Here is a 21,347-nt window from a genome sequence, read left to right as displayed (position 1 = left end):
CGATGACCGACACCACCACCACACCCGGCTCCGGCATCCGCGTCATCACATGGACGTGGGCGGTGCTGACCGCGATCACCGTCGGGTCCTGGTGGCTGGCCCCCGCGCACTTCACCGAGACCGTCGCGCCGAGCACCGCGATCACCGTGCTGGTGCTCGCCCTCACCCTGGTCAAGGTGCACCTGATCGTCCGGAACTTCATGGAGGTGCACACCGCGCCGCGCTGGCTGAGGCGGTCGCTGGCGGCGTGGCTGATCCTGCTGTTCGCCGTCGTCTTCGCCATCTATCTGGTCTGATACCGGCTGTCGGTAGATTCGTGGGGTGGAACCCGACGGCAAGATCGACGCCAGCGCGCTGGCCGGCGTCTCAGAGACGGCGCTGCTGACCCTCAACGGCCGCGCCTATCAGGCGCGGCACCCGCACGCGATCATCGACGATCCGATGGCGGTGCGGGTGGTCGACTCGATCGACTTCGACTTCGACAAGTTCGGTAAACGCAAGGGCCAGGAGATGGCCCTGCGGTCGTTGGCGTTCGACCGGGCGACCAAGTCCTTCCTCGCGCAGCACCCGGACGCGACCGTCGTCGCGCTCGCCGAGGGTCTGCAGACCACGTTCTTCCGGCTCGACGCCGCCATACCGAACGCCCGGTTCCGGTGGGTCACCGTCGATCTCGAACCCATCATCGCGCTGCGCAAGCGGGTGCTGCCCGGATCGCCGCGCATCACCACGCTGGCGCAGTCCGCGCTGGACTACAGCTGGATGGACGCCGTCGACCCGAGCAACGGCGTGCTGATCACCGCCGAGGGTCTGCTGATGTACCTGCAACCCGATGAGGCGATGGGACTGATCACCGCCTGCGCGAGCCGGTTCCCGGGCGGGCAGATGATCTTCGACCTGCCGCCGGTGATGGTGAAGAAGTTCGCGCCCAAGGGGGTGCGCTCGTCGTCGCGGTACCGGGTGCCGCCGATGCCGTTCAGCCTGTCGGCGGCGCAGCTGGCCGACCTGGTGCACACCGTGCCCGGCATCAAGGCCGTCCACGACCTGCCGATGCCGCAGGGCAGGGGCTTCTTCTTCGAGAAGGTGTTTCCGGCGTTCTGGCGGTTCAAGCCGCTGAAGAACTACCGCGGCGCCTACACCCTGCTCGAATTCGGCTGAGCCTAGGTCTGCGCACCGCGCAGCGTCATCGCGAACCCGGCCGACGCCGCCAGCGCCGCGGTCAGGTACACCGTCGCGGCCACCCAGGTCACCGAGATGGCCGTCGCGGGCCAGCACAACAGCACCGCCGCAGCCGTCAGCAGCATCCCGTAGAGCGACGCGCGTCCTGAACGCTGGACGCGGACCATCGCCGTCAGCCCTGCGCCTCGACCGCGACGGGCTGCCACTTCTCCCAGTTCGCAAGCCGGCTTTCGTAGTCGGCCTTGGCCAGCCCGAGCGGAACCTCGCCGAAGAACACCCGCAGCGGCGGCGGGGAGGCGTCGACCACCTTGAGCAGCGCCGCCGCCGAGGCCTGCGGGTCGCCGGGCTTGGCGTTGCGTGACGAGCGTTCAGCCTGCGACTTGCGGTGCGCGTCGGCGTAGTCGGGCAGTTCGGGAGCGCGCCGGGCCGACGATCCGGCCCAGTCGGTGTCGAATCCGCCGGGCTCGATCAGCGTGACGTGCACGCCGAACTCGGCGACCTCCTGGGCCAACGCCTGGGAGAAGCCCTCCAGCGCCCACTTCGACGCGTGGTAGATGCCGACGTTCGGGAATGCGGTGATACCGCCGATCGAGGACACCTGGATGATGTGGCCGCTGCGCTGGGCCCGCAGGAACGGCAGCGCCGCCTGGGTGATCCACAGCGCGCCGAACACGTTCGTCTCGAACTGGTCGCGCGCGTCCTGTTCGGACAGCTCCTCGATGAAGCCGAACTGGCCGTAGCCGGCGTTGTTGACGACGATGTCGAGCCGGCCGAAGTGGTCGTGAGCCTGTTTGACCGCGGCGAAGTCGGCGTCGCGGTCGGTGACGTCGAGTTTCAGCGGCAGCAGCGCGTCGCCGTCCTTGGCGGACAGGTCGTCGAGAGTGGACAGGTCGCGGACGGTGGCGGCCACCTTGTCACCGCGCTCAAGTGCGGCGATCGTCCACTCACGGCCGAACCCGCGCGATGCGCCGGTGATGAACCAGACTTTTTCGCTCATGCTCGGGATCAATGCCCGCAATGGCGGATTTGATTCCCCGCGCCCACCGGCGCACAGGGAACCCCCAGCCGGTTGCCTGATACGTTCGGCTGCGTGAACCGCGCCTCGCTGGAGAAGAACCCCCATGAAGTGGCGTCGATGTTCGACGGGGTCGCGCGGCGCTACGACCTGACCAACACCGTGCTGTCGCTGGGCCAGGACCGGTTCTGGCGGCGCGCCACCCGCGAGGCGCTGCGGCTCTCGCCGACCGACAAGGTGCTCGACCTGGCCGCGGGCACCGCGGTCTCGACCGTGGAGCTGGCCAGCTCGGGGGCGTGGTGTGTGGCCGCGGACTTCTCGGTCGGGATGCTGGCCGCGGGCGCGTCGCGCCGGGTGCCGAAGGTGGCCGGGGACGCGACCCGGCTGCCGTTCGCCGACGGGGTGTTCGACGCGGTGACGATCAGCTTCGGGCTGCGCAACGTCGTCGACCACTCGGCGGGGCTGCGGGAGATGGCGCGGGTGACGCGGCCGGGCGGACGGCTGGTGGTGTGCGAGTTCTCCACGCCGACCAACGGGGTGTTCTCGACGGTCTACAAGGAGTACCTGATGAAGGCGCTGCCGGCGATGGCCACGGCGGTGTCGTCGAATCCGGACGCCTACGTCTATCTGGCGGAGTCCATCCGTGCCTGGCCCGATCAGGCCGAGCTCGCCCGCCGCATCGAGGCTGCCGGCTGGTCCGACGTGCGCTGGCGCAACCTCACCGGCGGCATCGTCGCGCTGCACGCCGCGACCAAACCCTGACCCTCACCCTCACCTCCTGCGCGAGCGTGCGTGTCTGCGGCCGACACGCCGCGTTTTTGGGCCACATCGCGCACGCTCGGCACCGAGAAACCGCACGCTCGCACGCCCGGCGGCGCTAGCGTCACGGCATGCTCCTCGGACGCCACGCTGATCCCGACGCCACCCTCAGCACCGACCCGCGCTCCGACCCACGCATGGTCGAGGCGTTCGCCCGGTTCGGCCTCGACGGCCGACTGCCGTCGAGCGGCCTCACCGTCGACTCGCCGCTGCAGGACCGCTACGCGTTCGCGGCGATGAGCGAGGAAGCGGTTGGCGCGGTCTTCGAGGCCCTCGGCACCGACCTGCCCGCCGCCTCCGGCGTGACCACGACGGCATCGACCATCGCCGGCGCCGACGGCAACGACATCACCGTCTACGTCAGCCGGCCCGACGACGCGTCGGCGCCGCTGCCCGGCATCGTGCACCTGCACGGCGGCGGCATGGCGATCGCCAGCGCGGCTGACCGGGCCTACGTCCTGCTGCGTGAACATCTCGCGGCGACGGGCGTGGTGGTCGTCGGTGTCGAATTCCGCAACTCCGCAGGCAAATTAGGCCCGCACCCGTACCCGGCCGGACTCAACGACTGCGCAGCCGCGACGCGCTGGGCCGGCAGCCACCGCGACGCACTCGGCATCAGCCATCTTGTCGTCTCCGGGGAGTCCGGCGGCGGAAACCTGACGTTGACGTTGGCGCACAAGGCGAAACGGGACGGCTGGATCGGCGAGATCGCCGGCTTCTACGCGCAGTGCCCGTACATCTCGAACCGGTGGCAGCAGGACTGCGAGGACCTGCCGTCGCTGAAAGAGAACGACGGCTACTTCATCAGCTGCGAACAACTGGCTCTGCTGGGCTCCCTGTACGACCCTGACGGGACGCATTCCGGGGACGCGACGTGCTGGGCGTCGATGGCCACCGATGAGGATCTCAAAGGCCTTCCACCGCATGTGATCTCGGTCAACGAGCTGGACCCGCTGCGCGACGAGGGGCTGCAGTACTACCGGAGGCTGCTGCGCGCCGGCGTGCCGACCGTCGGACGGGTGGTGGCAGGCACCTGCCACGGCGGCGATCTGCTGTTCGGGAGCGCGATGCCGGACGTGTTCGCCGCGAGCGTGCGCGACGTCAGCGGTTTCGCGAAATCCCTGGGCTGACAAGCGGGTCAGGGCTTGGATGAGATCCGACGGTGTGGGCAGACCCACCCGCGTTGTTCGTCAGGGAGCTTGGGTAAACCGTGCCGCCTGGGCGGCGAACTCGGCTGAGACGCAGACGTCGTAGCGACGTGCCTCGAGTGACTTGACGCTGTCGAAGTCCCGCTCGCCTCCGGTGGCGACATGGGCGACGAAACCGAACACGCCTCCCCAGAACGTGCCGATCACCAGAGCCGTCAGCATCGTCACGATCCACACGGGCCCGACGGTGAAGATCGCCAGCAGCAGACCGATGAACAACCCGAACCAGGCACCGCTGGCAGCACCCGCGAACGCCGCCCTGCCCTTCGTCATCCGCCCGACGACGCGTTCGACCGTGCGCAATTCGTCGCCGATGATGCGCACGTGCTCGACAGGAAAGCCGCCGTCCGACATCCGGTCGACCAACCGCTGTGCGTCGGCGTAGTTGTCGAACGAGGCGATGACCTGCCGCGGGGCAGGTTTGGGGTCGCCGTGCTGCTCGTGGGGTTCACTCAGGTTGGTCACTGCTACCTCCGGGTTGAGCATCGGTGCCGGGCGAGCGGGCGGCCACCACGGGTACCGGCAACCGGCCCGGCGTGAAACCGTCCAGGGTTCAGGCTACGAGACCGTCTGCTGTTCAGGGTCCCCAAGTGGCCGTTCAGGCGCGCGTCGCGGTATCGCGCGTGTGCTCGGCGTCTACGGGCGTCGCAAAGACTGTCCCCATATTCGAGTCGATTCCTCGCCGACGTGGTCGTCGTTGATCTGCTGGAAGTTCCGTCCGCCGCGTCCGAACGTCGCGATCACCGCTGCCGGGCAACGGGATTCGCTGAACGCGATATCGAGCCACTGGCACGGTCGGACGTGGACGAGGTCGACGGCCTCGCCGTCGGCGTCGTAGGCATAGGGCCCGTCGATCCGGCCCAGCCGGTACAGGCCGTCGGGGTCACGCGTCCACACGAACGACCCGTCGGGCACGTCGGCGAACCTCTCCACCCGCCGCGCCAGCCGCTCGGCGTCGCCGAACCGGCCGAATCCGCACAGCCCCAACGCCTGCGCGCGGTCGAAGGTCAGGTCGAACGCGACGTCGTCGCTGCGGGAGCGCAACGGTGCGCGGTAGACCGACGTCACCGCCGCCGCCCGAGTGTGCGCGTCGTAGCCGACGGTGACGGCGTGTCGCCCGCAGACTCGCACGCTCGCGCCAGAGGGGGGACGGTCCTCACGAGAACGGGCGGCGCTCGTCGATGCGGCCCGACAGTCGGCCCGCGCCGCGCCAGATCCGGGCCACCGCGTCGGCGTCCTCGTCGGTGACGAAGTTGCCCATCACCCGCACCGCGATCTTCATCAACGCCGACGACCGCATCGCCAGCGGGCCCGCCGCGGGCAGAAACCGCGGGAACGTCAGCAGCAACGCCAGCCGGCGCGCCACCGAGAACCCCTGCGCGTAGTGCTCGTGCAGCAGCGCCGGCCATGCCGACGTATACGGCCCGGACCCGAGCAGTGCGGCGGCCAGCCGCCCGGTCTCCAGCCCGTAGTCGATGCCCTCGCCGTTGAGCGGGTTCACGCACGCCGCGGCATCGCCGATCAGCATCCAGTTCGGCCCGGCCACCCCGGACACCGCGCCGCCCATCGGCAGCAGCGCCGACAACGGCGCGCGCGCCTCGCCGTCGAAGCCCCACTCGGCGCGGCGCAGGTCCGTGTAGTACGACAGCAGTGGCCGCAGCGCCGCATCGGCCGGGCGTTTCGCGGTGGCCAGGGCGCCGACGCCGATGTTCACCTCACCGTTGCCGAGCGGGAAGATCCAGCCGTATCCGGGCAGCACCTCACCGGCGGGGGAGCGCAGCTCCAGATGTGAGGTGATCCACTCCTCGTCGGAGCGCGGCGTGCCGATGTAGCCGCGGATCGCGACGCCGTAGACGGTCTCCTTGTGCCACTGCCTGCCCAGCACGCGTCCCAGCGTGGAGCGTGCCCCGTCGGCCACGATCAGCGACGAGCACCGCACCACCTCGCCGGAGTCCAGCACCACCGCCGAGACCCGGCCCGACGAATCCCGCTCCACCGAGACCGCCTTGACGCCCAGCTTCATCTTCGCGCCGTCGTCGACGGCGACCAGCCGGATCCGCTCGTCGAGCTCGGTGCGCGGCACCGCGCTGGACGACGCCGGGAACGACGGCCCCGGCCACGGCACCTCGACGTCCGAGCCGAACCCCGACATCCGCAGCCCGCGGTGGGCGATGCGCCCCTCCAGCCACGGCCCCAGGCCCAGCCGCCGCATCTCGGCGATCGCCCGCGGCGTCAGCCCGTCCCCGCAGGCCTTGTCGCGGGGAAACTGCGCGGAGTCGACCACCAACACGTCGTGCCCGGCCCGGGCCGCCCACGCCGCCGCCGACGACCCGGCAGGTCCGGCGCCGACCACCACGACATCGGCGCTGGAGGTCGCCGGGCTAGCTCCGGCCGCCGCTGAGTCCATGTCTCACAGTATGTTGGCTGTGTGAGGACACCGGCGAACGTGGTGGCGGGAGTGGACTTCGGCGATGCCCAATTCGCCCAGGACGTCCGCGACGGGGTTGCCCGTATCGAGGCCCTGATGTCCGAAGAGCTGGGCAAAGCCGACGTCCTGATGGCCGAGGCGGTCAACCATCTCTTCCAGGCCGGCGGGAAGCGCTTCCGTCCGCTGTTCACCGTGCTGTCCGCGCAGCTGGGCCCCGACCCGGACGCGTGGCAGGTCACGGTGGCCGGGGCGGTCATCGAGCTGGTGCACCTGGCCACGCTGTACCACGACGACGTGATGGACGAGGCGCAGGTCCGCCGCGGTGCGCCCAGTGCCAACGCCCGCTGGGGCAACAACATCGCGATCCTGGCCGGCGACTACCTGTTCGCGACGGCGTCACGGCTGACCAGCCGGCTGGGTCCGGAGGCGGTGCGCATCATCGCCGACACGTTCGCGCTGCTGGTCACCGGCCAGATGCGGGAGACCCGCGGCGCCGCCGATCAGGTCGATTCGGTCGAGCACTACCTGAAGGTGGTCTACGAGAAGACGGCCTGCCTGATCTCGGCGTCGGGCCGGTTCGGTGCGACGTTCTCCGGCTCCGACGAGGATCAGATCGAGCGGCTGGCGAAGCTGGGCGGGATCGTTGGCACCGCGTTCCAGATCTCCGACGACATCATCGACATCGACAGCGACGCCGACGAGTCGGGCAAGCTGCCTGGCACGGACTTGCGTGAAGGGGTGCACACCCTGCCGGTGTTGTACGCGCTGCGCGAAACCGGCCCGGACGCCGACCGGCTGCGGGAGTTGCTGCGCGGCCCCGTCACCGACGACGACGAGGTCGCCGAGGCGCTGCGCCTGCTGCGCGGCTCGCAGGGCATTCGCAAGGCCAAGGAGACCGTGATCGGTTACGCCAAGGAAGCCGAGCTCGAGCTGGCCCAGTTGCCCGACGGTCCCGGCCGCCACGCGCTGGCCAGCCTGATCGACTACACGATCCACCGTCACGGCTGAGGCCGGAACCCGGACGGGGCGATCGGTCGTTGATATCTGCGATGACGTAAACAGGTTTCTGAGGAGGAACCCACAATGACTTGGCACCCGCACGCCAACAGGGCGAAGACGTTCCTGTTGCTGGCGGTGTTCTCCGGTTTGATCGTCGCCGTCGGCGCCATGTTCGGCCGCAACATCATGTTCCTGGCTGTGCTGTTCGCGGTCGGCATGAACGCCTACGTGTACTTCAACAGCGACAAGCTGGCGCTGCGCGCGATGCACGCCCAGCCGGTGAACGAGATGCAGGCGCCGGTGATGTACAAGATCGTGCGCGAGCTCGCCACCACGGCGCGCCAGCCGATGCCGCGGCTCTACATCAGCGACACCGCCGCCCCGAACGCGTTTGCCACCGGCCGCAACCCGCGTAACGCCGCGGTGTGCTGCACGACCGGGATCCTGCAGATCCTCAACGAACGGGAACTGCGCGCCGTGCTCGGCCACGAGCTGTCGCACGTGTACAACCGCGACATCCTGATCTCGTGCGTGGCGGGTGCGATGGCGTCGGTGATCACCGCGCTGGCCAACCTCGCGTTCTTCGCCAGCATGTTCGGCGGGAACCGGGAAGGTGGCACGAATCCCTTTGCCATCCTTCTGGTTTCGCTGCTCGGTCCGATCGCGGCGACGGTCATCCGGCTGGCGGTGTCGCGGTCGCGCGAGTACCAGGCCGACCAGTCCGGCGCCGAGCTGACGGGCGACCCGCTGGCGCTGGCCAGCGCGCTGCGCAAGATCAGCGCCGGCGTCGAGCGCGCCCCGCTGCCGCCCGAGCCGCAGCTGGCCGACCAGGCCCACCTGATGATCGCCAACCCGTTCCGGTCCGGCGAGAAGATCGGCAAGTTGTTCGCCACGCACCCGCCGATCGCCGACCGCATCGCGCGACTGGAGGCGATGGCCGGCCCCGGGCACCGGGACGGCCCCGGCTACTACTGACACCCCCGTCAGACTTTCCGTCGGGACCTGCGCCCCCGCCGACACCCGTTTAAGGTGTGGTCCGTGCTGAGCAGAATCATGATCGTTTCGGTCGGCGCCGCCGCGGCGGTGCTCGGCATGTCCGGGGTCGCATCGGCGCAGCCGCCGAACATCAACGCGATGCCGCCGGCGAACCCGCAGGACTACGCGGCCCACGACGGCGCCTGGTACGTGTTCAGTGCGCTCGACGGGGTGACCTGCGTGCTGGACCGCGGATCGGGCAGTTACGGCTGCAGCGGCCCGCTGCCGGGGGCGCCCAACGGCGCCAACCTGGTCACCGGCAACGCCGCCGGCGGTGTTGGCTTCGCCAACTCCGCGCGGCCGATGTACGGCATCGTCGAGAACGCCCCCGCCCTGCCGCCGAACACCCGGCTCAGTTTCAAGACCGTAAGCTGCGGTAACGACGGCTTCTCGACGTCGTGCGTCAACACCTACAACCAGTCCGGGTTCGTCATCAGCCCGACGACGTCGTACGCGTTCTGAAACACTGCCGCCCCCGATGACGACACTTAGGCTGTGATGGTGCTGAGCCGATCTGTTGTTGCCGCCGCGTGCGTCGCCGCGGCAGGCGTCCTCTCCGCGCCCGGCCTGGCCGGGGCGCAGCCCGCGCCCCCGCCGCCTCCACCGGTCCCGAACGTCAACGCCTACGCCCCGGCGAACCCGCAGAACTTCGTCGTCCATCAGGGCGCGGCGTATGCGTTCACCACCGCCGGGCTGACGTGCATGGTGCAGCGGTCCGGCCCGTACGGGTGCAGCGGCGTGCTGCCGGGCGCACCGAACGGCGCGAACCTGGTCAGTGGCCGCGCCGGTGTCCCGCCGGGCTTCGGGTCGGCGGGTCAGCCGATCGTCGCCGAACCGGTCAACGAGTTGCCGCCGAACACCCGGATCAGTTTCGGCACGGTCAGCTGCGGCGGCGACGGCGTGGTGACCGCGTGCCTGGACAGCGGCAACCAGGCGGGCTTCGTGGTCACGCCGGAGGCGACGTGGGTCAACGCGGTCAACCCGCTGCTCGCGCGGCCCGAGGGCACCAACCCGTACTTCAACTGACGGGCTGAGACCGAAGGGGCTAGAACCCCGACCCGTGCACTTCGTGGCCGGGCTTCTCGGCGACCAGGCCGCGGTAGGCCTGCTCGACGGTCGAGCCGTGGTTGACGACGGCGTCCACCTCGCGCGCGATCGGCATCGAGATGCCGTACTTCTCGGCGAACTCCATGATCACGCTGGCGGCCTTGACGCCTTCGGCGACCTGGTTCATCGAGGCGATGATCTCGTCGACGGTCTTGCCCTGGCCCAGTTGTTCGCCGACGTGCCGGTTGCGGCTGCGCTGCGAGGTGCACGTGACGATCAGATCGCCCATCCCGGCCAGGCCGGCGAACGTGTCGCGGTGCCCGCCCATCGCGACACCCATCTTCGACATCTCGTTGACCGCACGCGCCATCACCATCGCGCGGGTGTTCTCGCCGATGCCGAGCGAGTAGCCCATGCCGACGGCGATCGCGTACACGTTCTTCAGCGCGCCGGCGATCTCGACGCCGGTCACGTCGTCGGTGGTGTAGGTGCGAAACCGTTTGGTGCGGAACAGGTTCCCCAGGTTGGCAGCGAGGTGCTGATCGGGCATCGCGAGCACCGCCGCGGCGGCGTAGCCGTCGGCGACCTCGCGGGCGATGTTGGGGCCGGCCAGGATTCCGGCCGGATGGCCCGGCAGCACCTCGTCGACGATCTCGCTCATCCGGTAGTTGGTGCCCTGCTCGAGGCCCTTGACCAGTGACACCACCGGCACCCACGGCCGCAGGTGGTTTGCGAGTTCGGTGAGCACGCCCCGGAACCCGTGTGACGGCACCCCCATCACGATCACGTCGGCGCATTCGGCGGCCTCGGTGAAGTCGGTGGTGGCCTTCAGCGAGTGCGCCAGTTCGACCTCGTCGCCGAGGTACTTGCTGTTGCGGTGGTTGGTGTTGATGTCGTCGGCGGTTTCCTGCGAGCGCACCCACTGCAGCGTCGGGCCACGCCGAGCGCAGATGGACGCGACGGTGGTGCCCCACGAGCCACCGCCGAGAACAACAACCTTGGGTTCGCGTTGCGCAGGTGTCATGGCGATCACCCTAGGGTGGGGGAGCCGCCGCGGAGGCCGAAATGACGTTGCTGCGACGCGCGGTGGCGTAACGCCAGGGCGGAAATCGGGCGCCGAAACCGCCGTGGCGTTACGTCGCTACCGGTAGTTGACGAACTGCACCGCGAAGTCGAGGTCGGCGCCGCGCAGGAGAGCTTGGACGGCCTGCAGATCGTCGCGCTTCTTCGAGCTGACGCGGATCTCGTCGCCCTGGATCTGCGCCTTGACGCCCTTGGGCCCCTCGTCGCGGATGAGCTTGGTGACCTTCTTGGCGTCCTCGCCGGAGATGCCCTGCTTGATGGAGCCGATCACCTTGTACGTCTTGCCCGACGGCTGCGGGTCGCCGGCGTCGAACGCCTTCATCGAGATGTCGCGGCGGATCAGCTTCTCTTTGAAGACGTCGACGGCGGCCTTCACGCGCTCCTCGGTCGACGACACCAGGATGATGCCCTCTTCGCCCTGCCACTCGATGGTGGTGTCGGTGCCGCGGAAGTCGAACCGGGTGGCCAGCTCCTTGGCGGCCTGGTTGAGCGCGTTGTCGACCTCCTGGCGGTCGACCTTGCTGACGACGTCGAACGATGAATCCGCCATTGGATCGTCCCTCCCTCGCGGTGTTGATGCCTGCCACCATCTTGGTCGCAGGCCGTGGCGACAGCCAAACCACCCTGGCGATTTGTTGTGGGGGTATGGGTTCGTTATATCCTGCTGTGCGCGCTGTACAGCGCATGCAGTACCCCGGCAGGTTGCCCGAGCGGCCAATGGGAGCGGACTGTAAATCCGTCGGCTAACGCCTACACAGGTTCGAATCCTGTACCTGCCACACCTGGTCAGGCCCCCTTTCGAGGGGGCCTGATTGCGTTGGGGAATACCGGGGCGCCGCAGACGGTCCATACCCGTCATGGACAAACAAGCATTCGACGAGATGAACCGCCAGGTGATCGACGAGTTCCGCAGCAATGGCGGCACGGCCGGCGGCATCTTCGAGGGCAAGCCGCTGGTCCTCGTGCACCACATCGGCGCCAAGTCCGGCACCGAGCGGATCGCCCCGCTGGTCGCGCTGCTCGACGACGGCCGGGTCTACGTCTTCGCCAGCAAGGGCGGCTCGGACACCCACCCGGACTGGTACCACAACCTGGTCGCCAATCCGGTCGTCACCGTCGAGCTCGGCACCGAGACCTATCGGGCCACCGCGCGCTTTCTCGACGGCGCCGAGCGCGACGAGATCTACGCCAAGCACGTCGCGCTCGAACCACAGTTCGGTGACTACCAGCGCAAAACGACGCGCGTCATCCCGGTCGTCGAGTTGGTGCGCGCCGCAGCCTGACCCGAGGCCCGGGTCAGCTGCTCTGACGCGGCGGCAGCAACGCGAGCAACGGGACGAACCCGGTGGACGGCACCTCGGGCGGGTATCCGGTCCGGCAGAAGTCGACCAGGCGGCTCAGAGTCCTCGGCCGCACGCGTTTCCCACGCACCATCTCGCTCCTCCCACTCGCAGGACAGCGACTTTCCCGCCGGGAGCCGATCTGAAACCTCCGGTTCAGACCCGGGTCCGATCGCTGGGGTCGGCCAGGTCGATCCGCACCAGCCGCCCCGGCTGATACACCAGCTGGTACAGCGTTCCGTCGGGACCTTCGGCCAGCACGACGGTCGCCCCCGCATTCGGGTCGAACGTGGTCACGTCACCGCACGACGTGTAGCCCGGGGTGCAGGTCAGCGTCCTGATCCAGCCCTTGACCGTGTCGGCGATGAACACCTTGTCGCGGTGCACGGCCACCGACGTGATCGCCGCGCCGCCCTCGCGGGGGTAGGTGTAGATCGGATCGATCTTGTCCGCGCAGTTGGTGGTGCACAGCCCCTCCGCGCCGGGCCAGCCGTAGTTGCCGCCGGCGGTGACCTTGTTGACCTCTTCGAACGCCGCGTTGCCGACATCGGCCACCAGCAGTTCGCCGGTCGGGGTGAACGTCAGCCGGAACGGGTTGCGCAGACCGTAGGCGTAGATCAGGGTGCGCTCGCCGCCGATGACCGGGTTGTCGTCGGGCACGCTGCCGTCGGTGTTCAGCCGCAGGATCTTGCCGTGGATGTTGTCGAGGTTCTGCGCGTTCGACCCGGTCGCGTTGTCACCGACGCCCCAGTACAGCGCGCCGTCGGGGCCGAACCCGAGCGCGCCGCCGTGGTGGTTGGGCGCCGCGCTCAGGGTGGACTGCACGAGGATCTGGTCCAGCGTCGCGGTGTTGCCGTCGACGACCAGGCGCGACAACGTGTTCCGGGTGGTGTCGGCGGCGACGTACGCGACGTAGAGGCGGCCGTTGGTGGTGAAGTCCGGGTCGACGGCCAGCCCGCCGATGCCGCGTTCGGTCTCCGTGCGCACCGCGAGCGTGATCAGCGGGTCGGTGCGCAGCGTGCCGTTCTCGACGACGCGGATCGCCCCGTTCTTCTCGGCGACGAGGATGCGGCCGTCGGGCAGAAACCGGAAGTCCACCGGCGAATTCAGCCCGGACACCACCGTGGCACGCTCTGAGCCGATGAACACGCTCTGCGTGGAGCGGTGGCCGCTGCTGCCGAGCAGGCCGAACGTGAACAGGTTGAGCAGACCGGCCGCGCCGTGGATGTGGAATCCGTCGCGGGCGTCGCTGACGGTCACCTGGAAGCTGTCCTGGCCGGTGTAGGTCGTGCCGGGGGTGTAGACGAACGTGCCGTCGTCGGCGAGGCTGACCGTGCCGTGGGACGGGCGGGTGGCCGTGTAGGTCAGGCGGGTGGAGTCGGGGTCCTGCGGGTTCAGGTTGCCGACGACCGTGCCCTCGATGACGGTGTCCTCCGCCGCGTCGTGGGTGATGGTCGGGGTCTTGTTGTCGAAGAGCCGCTCGAAGAACGACGGCTCGTCGGCTGCGGCTTCCTGGACGGCTTCTGTGTCGACTCTGGCGTCGACGACGGTGTCGTCCGCCTCGTCGTCCGGTACCGCGGTCTGCGGTTCGGTGTCGCTGTCCTGCTTACTGTTTCGGGTCGAGGTGCCATCATCGGCTTCTCCGGCATCGGCATCGGAGTCCCGGGAATCCGCGTCCTCGGAGTCGGACCGGTCCGGGCGTTCGGCGGTGGTCCGTGATCCGAGCCGCGGCTTCGCGGACTGCCGCTGCGTTGAACTGTCCGACGCCGGGTTGCCCGCCGCCGACGCACTGGCCGAGGCCGAACTCGACTCCGACGTCTCCGCCGAGGCCACCGCCGTCCCGGTCAGCAGCGCCGCCCCGACACCGAGAGCAAACGCCAATCCACCGACCCGGCCGACATGACGTGCGTAGCCGCTCGGCGGCCGCCCGTTGCCTGAGCCCTCAGGAGTAACCCCCATGTTTCCTCCTCCTGTACGCGGGACCGCAGCCTCGGGACGGTCCGGTGTCAAGCAAACTGTATTTCCCGCATCCGGCGACGGCCAGAGTTTCCGCTCGATGGTCACAAATCGCATCCTGTCCTGCATCAAGATCAGCATTGGATATCGACTCGGGTCACTCGTTCTTGGTTGGTGAGCAAACATCTCCGCGTATGCTCACGCTCGCTCGTCGGTTCGCGGGGTGCGAGCCCGGGTGGGGAAGGAGAGCCGGATGGCGAAGGAGCGGACCGCCAGGGGTGTCGCGCACAGGTCGCGCGGTTCGCGGTGCACGGACGGCGAACGCACTCGAGGCGGGGGTGCGATGGCCGTGATCGCGATGGCCGTCGCCGGTGCCGCGGTGATCGGCGCCGCGCCGACGATCTCGGCCGGACCGCAACTGATGGCGTCGCTGCACTATCTGCGCGGCACGAACATCGGCGGTGTCCCGACCGAGCAGCAGTTCGAGGACTTCATCGCCGCCGTCGTCGACGGTTCCGGTGTGAAACCGCCGGATTCGGCTTACCGGCAGGTGCCCTACAGCGCCACGTTCCGGCCGTTCTCGCACGGTGGGTTCGGGGACCTGACCTATGACGACTCGGTGACCCAGGGCGTCGAACTGCTTGAGGGGCAACAGCTCTCCGCCGGCGACGTGGTGTTCGGTTACTCGCAGGGTGCGGTGGCCGCCTCGGTGTACAAGCAGACGCACACCGGCAACGTGTACGTGTTGGTCAGCAACCCGGGGCGCCCGAACGGCGGTGTGATGCAACGGTTCGAGGGCGCGAAGATCCCGCTGCTCGACGTCACCTTCGACGGCGCGACCCCGAACAACGGCGACCTCACCATCGACGTGACCCGCCAGTACGACGGTTGGTCCGACTTCCCCCGCTACGTGTGGAACCCGGTCGCCGTGCTGAACGCGATCATGGGAACGATCCTGGTGCACAGTCCCACTCAGACCGAGCTGACCGCCGCCGACCTGGCCGCCGCGCGCGAATCCGGAGACCCGGCCTACTACCAGTACGACGCCGGGTCCAACACGCACTACTACGTGATCAAGACCTATCCGATCCCGCTGCTGATGCCGCTGGACCCGTTCCTATCGGACTCGGCGATGGCCGCACTCGATGCGCCACTGCGCAAGTTCATCGAATCGGCCTATGACAGAACCGATTACAGTCAGCCGGCGCGGGCCGGCCTGTTCAAACCCGTCCGTGCTGAGGAAACCACCACGGCTGTGCCGCAAGCCGCGGCCGCCGACATCGCCGAGTCCGAGCCGGCGGAATCCGACATCGAGGTCGATGCGCGCAAGCCCCGCCACCGCGACCGTGCCGAACGCGACGCCGAGGCCGCCGAGGAAGAGGCCACGCACGAGGACGTCGACGCGGCCGACGACAACCAGCGCGGGGACGATACCGACGAGACCGACAAGACCGCCGACACCGACACCGACAGCGAGACAGGCGCCGAATCCAAGACGATCGCGAAGGAATCCCGGACGCCGCGGCGTTGAACCGGCCGCCGGGCGGCCATAGCTTTGCCGCATGACAACCGTTCTCATCACAGGGTGTTCGTCCGGCTACGGTCTCGCGACGGCACAGCGCTTCCTCGGCGAGGGATGGAATGTCGTGGCCACCATGCGGACTCCGCGGCCCGGCATTCTTCCCGCCTCCGACAATCTTCGGATGCTCGCACTCGATGTGACCGATCCCGACAGCGTCGCGGACGCGGTCGCGGCGGCGGGCCCGATCGACGTCCTGGTCAACAACGCGGGGATCGGGGCGGTCGGCGCGTTCGAGGCCACCCCGATGGCGACGGTGCGAGAACTGTTCGAGACCAACACCTTCGGCGTGATGGCGATGACGCAGGCGATGATTCCGCAGATGCGGCAACGCCGCAGCGGGGTCGTCGTCAACGTGACGTCCAGCGTGACGCTGGCCGCGATGCCGCTGGCCGCCGCGTACACCGCGAGCAAGGCGGCGATCGAGGGTTTCACCGGATCGCTCGCGCTGGAGCTCGGATTCTTCGGCGTGCGAGCCAAACTCGTCGAACCGGGCTACGGCCCCGGCACCCAGTTCACCAGCAACGGCGTGCAGCGGATGGCCGGGCTAATCCCCGAGGAGTACCAGCCCTTCGCAGCGCCGGTGTTCGACGGCTTCCAGACCCCGGGGCCGCACACCACCACCGACGACGTCGCCGACGTGGTGTACCGGGCGGCCACCGACCCTTCGGACCGGCTGCGCTACGCCGCCGGCGCCGACGCCGTCGCGCTGGCCGGATGACCTGACGGGTGCGGACAGGCCCACCGCGGCGCTAGCGTCTGCGGTGTGCGCGACACCGACCCGATGGAAGTGTTGATGTCGCTGCTGCGCCCCGAAGCCGTGCTGTCGAAGGTCATCACCGGCGGCGGACAGTGGGGAGTGCGCAAACCCCGCTACGGCGACCCCGCGTTCTGCCTGATGCTGCAGGGGTCGTGCGTGCTGGAGGCCGACGGACTCGGCGCCGTCGAGCTGACCCGCGGCGACTTCCTGTTGCTGCCCGAGACCCCGGAGTTCACGCTCAGTGCCGCCGGCGGGGTGGTGCCGGCGGTCAGCCCGCTGGACCACTCGCGGCACACCCGCCACGGCGACGCCGACGGTCCGGTCGAGATGCGCATGCTCGGTGGCTACTTCCGGTTCGACCCCGCCAACGCCGGGCTGCTGGTCGCGCTGCTTCCGCCGGTGATCCACGTGCGCGCCGACCAGCCGGGTGCGACGCGGCTGAGCCGGCTCGTCGAGCTGATCACCGGCGAAGCCGACGACGACGGCCCGTGCCGCGACATCATCCTGCAGCGACTCGTCGAGGTCCTGCTCATCGAGGCGGCCCGGGTGGCGGCCGCACCGGAGCCGGCGGGCAGGCACCGGGGGCTGCTCACCGGCCTGGCCGATCCGGTGCTCGCCCCGGCGCTGCGTGCGTTGCACGCCGACATCGCGCACGGCTGGACGGTGCAGAGCCTGGCCCGCGCCGCGGCGGTGTCCCGCGCCGTCTTCGCCCAACGGTTCACCCGCACGATGGGGATGCCGCCGATGCAGTACCTGCTGGAGTGGCGCGTCGCGGTGGCGAAAGGCCTGCTGCGCGCGGAGAGGTTGTCGATCGCGCAACTGGCCCAGCGGGTGGGCTACCAGTCGCCGACCGCGTTCACGACGGCGTTCACCCGGGTCGCCGGATGCACGCCGACCGAGTTCTCCCGGGCACTTCGCGTCGAACCCGACTGATCGAAGCTGGTGGAAGCCGCGACTGATGGGCCGGGCCCATAGACGACCGGCTGTGCCGTGTCGAGTCCTAGAGGTAATGTCGTGGCCTAGTCGTTATAGATAGGTAGCAATTCATGGACCTCGTACTCGGGCTGTCGATGGCGTCGTCATCGGTGCGCTGGGTTCTTGTCGACGGCGCGACGACCGGGGAAAGCCTCATCGTCGAGCGCGGCGCGACGACCGTGGACGACCAGTTCGACGCGGCCGCCCTGGTCGATCGACTGCTCGAGCGCTCGGTACACGCGGTGGGCCTGACCTGGGACATCGCTGCCGAAGACACCGTCAGCGCGGTGTGGCAGGCCTTCACCGACCGCGGCGTCGAGAACGTCATCGCGGTCTCCGACGTCGAAGCCGCCGAGGCGCTGGCCCGCGGCATCGCCGACATCGCCGGCTGCGAGCGGCTCGTGGTGTGCGTGGCCGAGCCCGGCTCGTCGCTGCTGGCCACCGTGACCCCGGACGGTGTGACCGCCGACCACGTCGACTCCGCCGCACTCACCGACCTCGGCGCTCTGGCGCCCGACGTGGTGTTCGTCCTCGGATCCGGTGACGTCAGCGGTGTGATGGCGGCACTGGAGCAGGAGATCGAGGCGCCGGTCCACTCGGCCGACGAAGCCCACCTGGCGCTGGCGCGCGGTGCGGCGCTCGCGTCGGCGTCGGCGGTGTCGATCCTGGACGCGCAGGACACCCCGGCGGCTCGCCGGCTGACCCCGACCGCGACGCTGGCCTCGGTGCTGGCTGCGGCGGTGGTGACGTTCGTGGTGTCGCTGTCGGTGGCCATCGGCATGACGCTGACCCCCGAGCGGCCCGCGCCGCAGATGGCGCGTGCGGTCAGCGAACCGGCCGCCGAACCCGCTCCGAGTACCAGCACGCCGAAGCCGGCCAAGGCCGCCCCGCGCGAACCCGAGGCCGTCCCCGCACCGCCGCCGCCGGTCGCCGAGCCGGTCGCCGTCGAGATGCCGCTGGCACCCGCACCGGTCGTCCCGCAAGCCCCGGCCCCGGTGTACGAGGAGCCGCTGGCCCCCGCACCGGTGATTCCGCCCGCACCCGAGTACGTGCCGCCGGCGCCGGCTTACGTGCCGCCCGCCCCGGTGGCGCCGGCCTACGTGCCGCCCGCGCAGGTCCCGGTGATCCCGCAGCAGCCGGTGCAGCAGCCGCGGCTGCGCGACCGGATCATCGAGCGCATCCCGATCATCAATCGGTTCCACGAGCCGAAGCCCTGGTAGCGGGAATCGGTAGCGCGCTTTGGGTGCTGGCGGCAATGGACCATCCGCCTGGCTCGCCCTAGCGTGGGCCGCATGAGCACCGCGCACCACGTCCTGCAGGTCGGGCCCTTGATGCCGTCGCTGACCCGGCGGCTCGCCGACGACTACGCGGCCAGGCAGCTGCCCGCCGACCCCGACGACCGCGCGGGGTTCCTCGCCGAGCACGGCGCCGAGTTCACCGCGGCGGTGACCTCGGGGGGCGTGGGCGTCGACGCCGGCCTGATGCAGGCGCTGCCGAATCTGGGCGCCATCGTGAACTTCGGCGTCGGCTACGACACCACCGACGTCGAGGCCGCGCACGCCCGCGGGATCGGGGTCAGCAACACCCCCGACGTCCTCACGGACTGTGTGGCCGACACCGCGGTCGGCTTGTTGATCGACACGTTGCGGCGGTTCTCGGCGGCGGATCGCTATGTGCGGGCAGGCCGTTGGCCGGTCGACGGGATGTACCCGCTGACCCGCGACGTCAGCGGTTCCGCGGTGGGCATCGTCGGACTCGGTCGCATCGGTACCGCGATCGCGTTGCGGCTCAAAGCTTTCGGCTGCACCATCAGCTACCACAATCGGCACCGGGTACCGGATTCGCCGTACCCGTACTTCCCGTCGGCGGCGGAGCTCGCGGCCGCGGTGGACGTGCTGGTGATCGCCGCGGCCGGCGGGGACGCCAGCCGCGGACTGGTCAGCGCCGAGGTGCTCGACGCGCTCGGTCCGCAGGGTTATCTGATCAACATCGCCCGCGGCAGCGTCGTCGACCAGGACGCGCTGGTGACCGCGCTGACCGAAGGACGGCTTGCCGGAGCGGGATTGGACGTCTTCGCCGAGGAACCCCACGTCCCGGAGGAACTGTTCGGACTCGACAACGTCGTGCTGCTGCCGCACGTCGGCAGTGCCACCGTGGAGACCCGGGCCGCGATGGAGGACCTGACGGTGCGCAACCTGGACAGCTTCCTGCGGACAGGACAGCTGGTCACCCCGGTCTGATCGCGCCGAAATGGCGTTCCAGCAGACGTTTTGCGAGTAGAGGTCTGCCGGAATGCCATTTCGGCGGAAGTCAGCCTTTCGGGGTCAGCTTGATCGCGGCGATCTTCATCCGGTCCACGGCGTCCTCCCACTCAGGGGTCGTCGGCAGCCGGTCGTCGCGGAACGTCATACCCATCTGGCGTTGCGCCTTCTTGGGGCCGTATGACGTCGCGATCCGCTCGCAGATCGCGGCGACCGCCGACCGGTCGGTGATCAGCTCGCCGCGCATCGTGCGCGTCTTGCCCCGGTAGGACACCTCGGCGTCGGCGCCGTCGCGGAAGTTGTACTTCCACTGCGCCTCCAGCACCACGTACAGGTTCCCGTCGAGGTGGTGCGCGCTGACCGGGGTGGAGTAGCGCTTCCCGGATTTGCGGCCGGTGAAGCTGACGAGCATGAAGTCACCGATGAGCCCGCCGAGCGGGGTCTTGAGCAGAAATCGCAGCGTGGGGTTGACCACCGCGAGCATCGCGTCGGGCGGATGCGCGGCGTCGATGGGCTGATCTGTCATGGAGCCTCCTGATTCATCGGGCGAGATGCCGTTCGATCACCGTGACCAGCGCCGCGATCGCAGTGGGGTCCCCGGAGGTCTCGAGGCGGCCGTCGGCGACCGCGTCGCTCAGGGCGATGTTGCGGCCGACGATGGCGGCCACCGTCGGCGCCGACGCCCGCACGGTCACGTCGCCGGGTGTCGGGGGCGGGCCGGGGATCACCGTCACGGCGCCGTCGTGCAGCCGCAGGTGCGCCACGCTGTCGTCGATGTGGAATTCGTAGACCGCGTCGAGGTCGTGTGGACCGTCGCGGCGGATGTCGGCGGCCAGATAGCTCAGCAGCCACTCGGCGCGGAACGTCTCCTCGCAGGCGTCGGCGTCCGACATCTGGTGGCGCGCGCCCCATACCGCCAGCGGGACGATCGCCGATGCGAGTTCCCTTCCCGCACTGGAGAGTTCGTAGACGACGGTGGATCCGGGTTGGTCGAGCGCGAGGCGCCGCTGGACGACGCCGTCGGACTCCAGCTGCCGCATACGGGTCGCCAGCAGCGAGGTCCCGATGCCGGCGAGCGCGTCGGCGAGCTCGGTGTAGCGCTTCGGCCCCGACGCGAGCTCCCGCACGATCAGCAGCGTCCATCGCTCGCCGACCACGTCGAGTGCGTGGGCGAGCCCGCAGAACTGGCCATAGGTGCGTCGCGACACGTCGGCAAGCCTACTCATCGCACTCCCGTTCCCTACCTGTGCTGAGAAATCTGTTGGGCACTTCAAAATCTTATGTTACGTTCCGAAAAGGAAAGTGCAAGGAAGGTGACGCATATGGCCTCGATCGCCGGATTCCGACCCTGGGCGCGATGGACCCTGACCGGACTGTTCAGACGCACGTCGACCGCGGTGTCGCTCGCGGTCGACGAGAGCACACCAGGTGCCGACCGGCGCGAACGCCGGAGTTACGCCCCAGCTCGCGACGCATTTCTGGAGAACTCGGCGATGCGCCGGGAGATGCACCGGCTCTGACCGCCGCCCGCCGACGGCGCTAAAAGGCCTGGTAGAGCGTCTGGGGCCGCGTGCCGCAGCGCAGTATCGCGTAGCCGGGCCGCACATCGACGTCGTCGGCGTGGGTCGACACCGCTCTTCAGACGCCCACGCGTGGTAAGAATGCT

The 21,347-nt window shown here is 69.3% G+C and carries 26 protein-coding genes and 1 tRNA gene; 16 read left to right on the top strand and 11 right to left on the bottom strand.

What is annotated here, in order from left to right:
• Positions 1-2 precede the first annotated feature (2 nt).
• Positions 3-296 (top strand): cytochrome C oxidase subunit IV family protein, encoded by a 294-nt coding sequence (locus tag BST38_RS17910; protein ID WP_083144768.1) that lies wholly within the window; start codon positions 3-5, stop codon positions 294-296.
• Positions 297-321: 25 nt separating this feature from the next.
• A complete protein-coding gene (locus BST38_RS17905; protein ID WP_083144767.1) occupies positions 322-1,155 on the top strand; it encodes a class I SAM-dependent methyltransferase in 834 nt (277 codons plus the stop codon).
• A gap of 2 nt (positions 1,156-1,157) precedes the next feature.
• On the opposite strand, the gene BST38_RS17900 is transcribed toward BST38_RS17905, so the two are convergent.
• Both BST38_RS17900 and BST38_RS17895 read right to left on the bottom strand, forming a co-directional pair.
• Positions 1,158-1,343, bottom strand: coding sequence for a hypothetical protein (locus BST38_RS17900; protein WP_083144765.1), 186 nt, complete (start codon positions 1,341-1,343; stop codon positions 1,158-1,160).
• A gap of 5 nt (positions 1,344-1,348) precedes the next feature.
• Positions 1,349-2,173, bottom strand: coding sequence for an SDR family oxidoreductase (locus BST38_RS17895; RefSeq protein ID WP_083144764.1), 825 nt, complete (start codon positions 2,171-2,173; stop codon positions 1,349-1,351).
• A 93-nt stretch (positions 2,174-2,266) separates the two neighbouring features.
• On the opposite strand from BST38_RS17895, the gene BST38_RS17890 reads away from it, so the two are divergent.
• Together BST38_RS17890 and BST38_RS17885 are read left to right on the top strand one after the other, a co-directional pair.
• The gene (locus BST38_RS17890) at positions 2,267-2,953 is read left to right on the top strand and encodes a demethylmenaquinone methyltransferase (protein ID WP_083144762.1); all 687 of its coding nucleotides are present in this window, start codon (positions 2,267-2,269) and stop codon (positions 2,951-2,953) included.
• 128 nt (positions 2,954-3,081) lie between these two features.
• On the top strand, positions 3,082-4,140 hold the full coding sequence (locus tag BST38_RS17885; protein WP_083144760.1) for an alpha/beta hydrolase fold domain-containing protein: 1,059 nt from the start codon (positions 3,082-3,084) through the stop codon (positions 4,138-4,140).
• Positions 4,141-4,200: 60 nt separating this feature from the next.
• Here BST38_RS17885 and BST38_RS17880 read toward each other — a convergent pair whose 3' ends face one another.
• The 3 genes from BST38_RS17880 to menJ form a co-directional block, all read right to left on the bottom strand.
• Complete coding sequence (locus BST38_RS17880) at positions 4,201-4,683, bottom strand: YflT domain-containing protein (protein WP_083144758.1); 483 nt, start codon at positions 4,681-4,683, stop codon at positions 4,201-4,203.
• Positions 4,684-4,854: 171 nt separating this feature from the next.
• Positions 4,855-5,286, bottom strand: coding sequence for a GAF domain-containing protein (locus BST38_RS17875; protein ID WP_083144756.1), 432 nt, complete (start codon positions 5,284-5,286; stop codon positions 4,855-4,857).
• A gap of 88 nt (positions 5,287-5,374) precedes the next feature.
• Positions 5,375-6,625: a menaquinone reductase MenJ gene (gene menJ, locus BST38_RS17870; protein ID WP_083144754.1), complete on the bottom strand. Its 1,251-nt coding sequence runs from the start codon at positions 6,623-6,625 to the stop codon at positions 5,375-5,377.
• Between the two features lie 21 nt (positions 6,626-6,646).
• Here menJ and grcC1 point away from each other — a divergent pair, with 21 nt between their 5' ends.
• The 4 genes from grcC1 to BST38_RS17850 all read left to right on the top strand — a co-directional run bounded on the left by grcC1 (position 6,647) and on the right by BST38_RS17850 (position 9,706).
• Complete coding sequence (gene grcC1, locus BST38_RS17865; RefSeq protein WP_181792001.1) at positions 6,647-7,654, top strand: nonaprenyl/(2E,6E)-farnesyl/geranylgeranyl diphosphat synthase; 1,008 nt, start codon at positions 6,647-6,649, stop codon at positions 7,652-7,654.
• Positions 7,655-7,729: 75 nt separating this feature from the next.
• Positions 7,730-8,620 (top strand): zinc metalloprotease HtpX, encoded by an 891-nt coding sequence (htpX, locus tag BST38_RS17860; RefSeq protein ID WP_083144750.1) that lies wholly within the window; start codon positions 7,730-7,732, stop codon positions 8,618-8,620.
• Positions 8,621-8,683: 63 nt separating this feature from the next.
• A complete protein-coding gene (locus tag BST38_RS17855; RefSeq protein ID WP_083144893.1) occupies positions 8,684-9,142 on the top strand; it encodes a hypothetical protein in 459 nt (152 codons plus the stop codon).
• A gap of 36 nt (positions 9,143-9,178) precedes the next feature.
• Positions 9,179-9,706 (top strand): hypothetical protein, encoded by a 528-nt coding sequence (locus BST38_RS17850; protein WP_083144892.1) that lies wholly within the window; start codon positions 9,179-9,181, stop codon positions 9,704-9,706.
• Positions 9,707-9,725: 19 nt separating this feature from the next.
• On the opposite strand, the gene BST38_RS17845 is transcribed toward BST38_RS17850, so the two are convergent.
• Together BST38_RS17845 and BST38_RS17840 are read right to left on the bottom strand one after the other, a co-directional pair.
• Complete coding sequence (locus BST38_RS17845) at positions 9,726-10,751, bottom strand: NAD(P)H-dependent glycerol-3-phosphate dehydrogenase (protein ID WP_083144891.1); 1,026 nt, start codon at positions 10,749-10,751, stop codon at positions 9,726-9,728.
• Between the two features lie 117 nt (positions 10,752-10,868).
• Positions 10,869-11,360: a YajQ family cyclic di-GMP-binding protein gene (locus BST38_RS17840; RefSeq protein ID WP_083144748.1), complete on the bottom strand. Its 492-nt coding sequence runs from the start codon at positions 11,358-11,360 to the stop codon at positions 10,869-10,871.
• A 146-nt stretch (positions 11,361-11,506) separates the two neighbouring features.
• On the opposite strand from BST38_RS17840, the gene BST38_RS17835 reads away from it, so the two are divergent.
• Positions 11,507-11,589, top strand: a tRNA-Tyr gene (locus BST38_RS17835).
• Positions 11,590-11,667: 78 nt separating this feature from the next.
• On the top strand, positions 11,668-12,093 hold the full coding sequence (locus BST38_RS17830; protein WP_083144746.1) for a nitroreductase family deazaflavin-dependent oxidoreductase: 426 nt from the start codon (positions 11,668-11,670) through the stop codon (positions 12,091-12,093).
• A 13-nt stretch (positions 12,094-12,106) separates the two neighbouring features.
• Here the strand turns inward: BST38_RS17830 and BST38_RS29255 are convergent, their stop codons facing one another.
• Positions 12,107-12,241 carry a DUF3349 domain-containing protein gene (locus BST38_RS29255; protein WP_133057246.1) on the bottom strand — a complete coding sequence of 45 codons (135 nt, stop codon included), beginning with the start codon at positions 12,239-12,241 and terminating at the stop codon, positions 12,107-12,109.
• Between the two features lie 65 nt (positions 12,242-12,306).
• Positions 12,307-14,109 carry a PQQ-dependent sugar dehydrogenase gene (locus BST38_RS17825; RefSeq protein WP_083144745.1) on the bottom strand — a complete coding sequence of 601 codons (1,803 nt, stop codon included), beginning with the start codon at positions 14,107-14,109 and terminating at the stop codon, positions 12,307-12,309.
• Positions 14,110-14,359: 250 nt separating this feature from the next.
• Between BST38_RS17825 and BST38_RS17820 the strand changes: the two genes are divergently transcribed.
• The 5 genes from BST38_RS17820 to BST38_RS17800 all read left to right on the top strand — a co-directional run bounded on the left by BST38_RS17820 (position 14,360) and on the right by BST38_RS17800 (position 19,660).
• Entirely contained in the window at positions 14,360-15,637 is a 1,278-nt protein-coding gene (locus BST38_RS17820) for a PE-PPE domain-containing protein (RefSeq protein WP_083144743.1), read from the top strand.
• Positions 15,638-15,668: 31 nt separating this feature from the next.
• Positions 15,669-16,406: an SDR family NAD(P)-dependent oxidoreductase gene (locus BST38_RS17815; RefSeq protein WP_083144741.1), complete on the top strand. Its 738-nt coding sequence runs from the start codon at positions 15,669-15,671 to the stop codon at positions 16,404-16,406.
• A gap of 63 nt (positions 16,407-16,469) precedes the next feature.
• Positions 16,470-17,378: an AraC family transcriptional regulator gene (locus BST38_RS17810; RefSeq protein ID WP_083144890.1), complete on the top strand. Its 909-nt coding sequence runs from the start codon at positions 16,470-16,472 to the stop codon at positions 17,376-17,378.
• 113 nt (positions 17,379-17,491) lie between these two features.
• Positions 17,492-18,640 (top strand): DUF7159 family protein, encoded by a 1,149-nt coding sequence (locus tag BST38_RS17805; protein ID WP_083144739.1) that lies wholly within the window; start codon positions 17,492-17,494, stop codon positions 18,638-18,640.
• Positions 18,641-18,712: 72 nt separating this feature from the next.
• Entirely contained in the window at positions 18,713-19,660 is a 948-nt protein-coding gene (locus BST38_RS17800) for a 2-hydroxyacid dehydrogenase (protein ID WP_083144738.1), read from the top strand.
• A 70-nt stretch (positions 19,661-19,730) separates the two neighbouring features.
• On the opposite strand, the gene BST38_RS17795 is transcribed toward BST38_RS17800, so the two are convergent.
• Positions 19,731-20,207, bottom strand: coding sequence for a PNPOx family protein (locus tag BST38_RS17795; RefSeq protein ID WP_083144735.1), 477 nt, complete (start codon positions 20,205-20,207; stop codon positions 19,731-19,733).
• A 13-nt stretch (positions 20,208-20,220) separates the two neighbouring features.
• The gene (locus BST38_RS17790) at positions 20,221-20,907 is read right to left on the bottom strand and encodes an HxlR-like winged helix-turn-helix transcriptional regulator (protein WP_083144733.1); all 687 of its coding nucleotides are present in this window, start codon (positions 20,905-20,907) and stop codon (positions 20,221-20,223) included.
• Positions 20,908-21,003: 96 nt separating this feature from the next.
• Here BST38_RS17790 and BST38_RS17785 point away from each other — a divergent pair, with 96 nt between their 5' ends.
• Positions 21,004-21,201, top strand: a complete 198-nt coding sequence (locus BST38_RS17785) for a hypothetical protein (protein WP_083144731.1) — start codon at positions 21,004-21,006, stop codon at positions 21,199-21,201.
• Positions 21,202-21,347: the final 146 nt, after the last annotated feature.

Origin of the sequence: Mycolicibacterium parafortuitum, assembly GCF_002086815.1 — a bacterium.
Classification (GTDB): Bacteria; Actinomycetota; Actinomycetes; order Mycobacteriales; family Mycobacteriaceae; genus Mycobacterium; species Mycobacterium parafortuitum.
The sequence above is the reverse complement of the archived record's forward strand: the minus strand, read 5'-3'. Positions and strand labels throughout refer to the sequence as shown.

Bases quoted from the DNA above. Each gene is read 5' to 3' on its own strand.
- BST38_RS17910 (WP_083144768.1), top strand. From the start codon at position 3: ATGACCGACACCACCACCACACCCGGCTCCGGCATCCGCGTCATCACA.
- BST38_RS17900 (WP_083144765.1), bottom strand. From the start codon at position 1,343: ATGGTCCGCGTCCAGCGTTCAGGACGCGCGTCGCTCTACGGGATGCTG.
- BST38_RS17895 (WP_083144764.1), bottom strand. From the start codon at position 2,173: ATGAGCGAAAAAGTCTGGTTCATCACCGGCGCATCGCGCGGGTTCGGC.
- BST38_RS17885 (WP_083144760.1), top strand. From the start codon at position 3,082: ATGCTCCTCGGACGCCACGCTGATCCCGACGCCACCCTCAGCACCGAC.
- menJ (WP_083144754.1), bottom strand. From the start codon at position 6,625: ATGGACTCAGCGGCGGCCGGAGCTAGCCCGGCGACCTCCAGCGCCGAT.
- htpX (WP_083144750.1), top strand. From the start codon at position 7,730: ATGACTTGGCACCCGCACGCCAACAGGGCGAAGACGTTCCTGTTGCTG.
- BST38_RS17850 (WP_083144892.1), top strand. From the start codon at position 9,179: ATGGTGCTGAGCCGATCTGTTGTTGCCGCCGCGTGCGTCGCCGCGGCA.
- BST38_RS17845 (WP_083144891.1), bottom strand. From the start codon at position 10,751: ATGACACCTGCGCAACGCGAACCCAAGGTTGTTGTTCTCGGCGGTGGC.
- BST38_RS17840 (WP_083144748.1), bottom strand. From the start codon at position 11,360: ATGGCGGATTCATCGTTCGACGTCGTCAGCAAGGTCGACCGCCAGGAG.
- BST38_RS17830 (WP_083144746.1), top strand. From the start codon at position 11,668: ATGGACAAACAAGCATTCGACGAGATGAACCGCCAGGTGATCGACGAG.
- BST38_RS17825 (WP_083144745.1), bottom strand. From the start codon at position 14,109: ATGGGGGTTACTCCTGAGGGCTCAGGCAACGGGCGGCCGCCGAGCGGC.
- BST38_RS17820 (WP_083144743.1), top strand. From the start codon at position 14,360: ATGGCGAAGGAGCGGACCGCCAGGGGTGTCGCGCACAGGTCGCGCGGT.
- BST38_RS17815 (WP_083144741.1), top strand. From the start codon at position 15,669: ATGACAACCGTTCTCATCACAGGGTGTTCGTCCGGCTACGGTCTCGCG.
- BST38_RS17810 (WP_083144890.1), top strand. From the start codon at position 16,470: ATGGAAGTGTTGATGTCGCTGCTGCGCCCCGAAGCCGTGCTGTCGAAG.
- BST38_RS17805 (WP_083144739.1), top strand. From the start codon at position 17,492: ATGGACCTCGTACTCGGGCTGTCGATGGCGTCGTCATCGGTGCGCTGG.
- BST38_RS17800 (WP_083144738.1), top strand. From the start codon at position 18,713: ATGAGCACCGCGCACCACGTCCTGCAGGTCGGGCCCTTGATGCCGTCG.
- BST38_RS17795 (WP_083144735.1), bottom strand. From the start codon at position 20,207: ATGACAGATCAGCCCATCGACGCCGCGCATCCGCCCGACGCGATGCTC.
- BST38_RS17790 (WP_083144733.1), bottom strand. From the start codon at position 20,907: ATGAGTAGGCTTGCCGACGTGTCGCGACGCACCTATGGCCAGTTCTGC.
- BST38_RS17785 (WP_083144731.1), top strand. From the start codon at position 21,004: ATGGCCTCGATCGCCGGATTCCGACCCTGGGCGCGATGGACCCTGACC.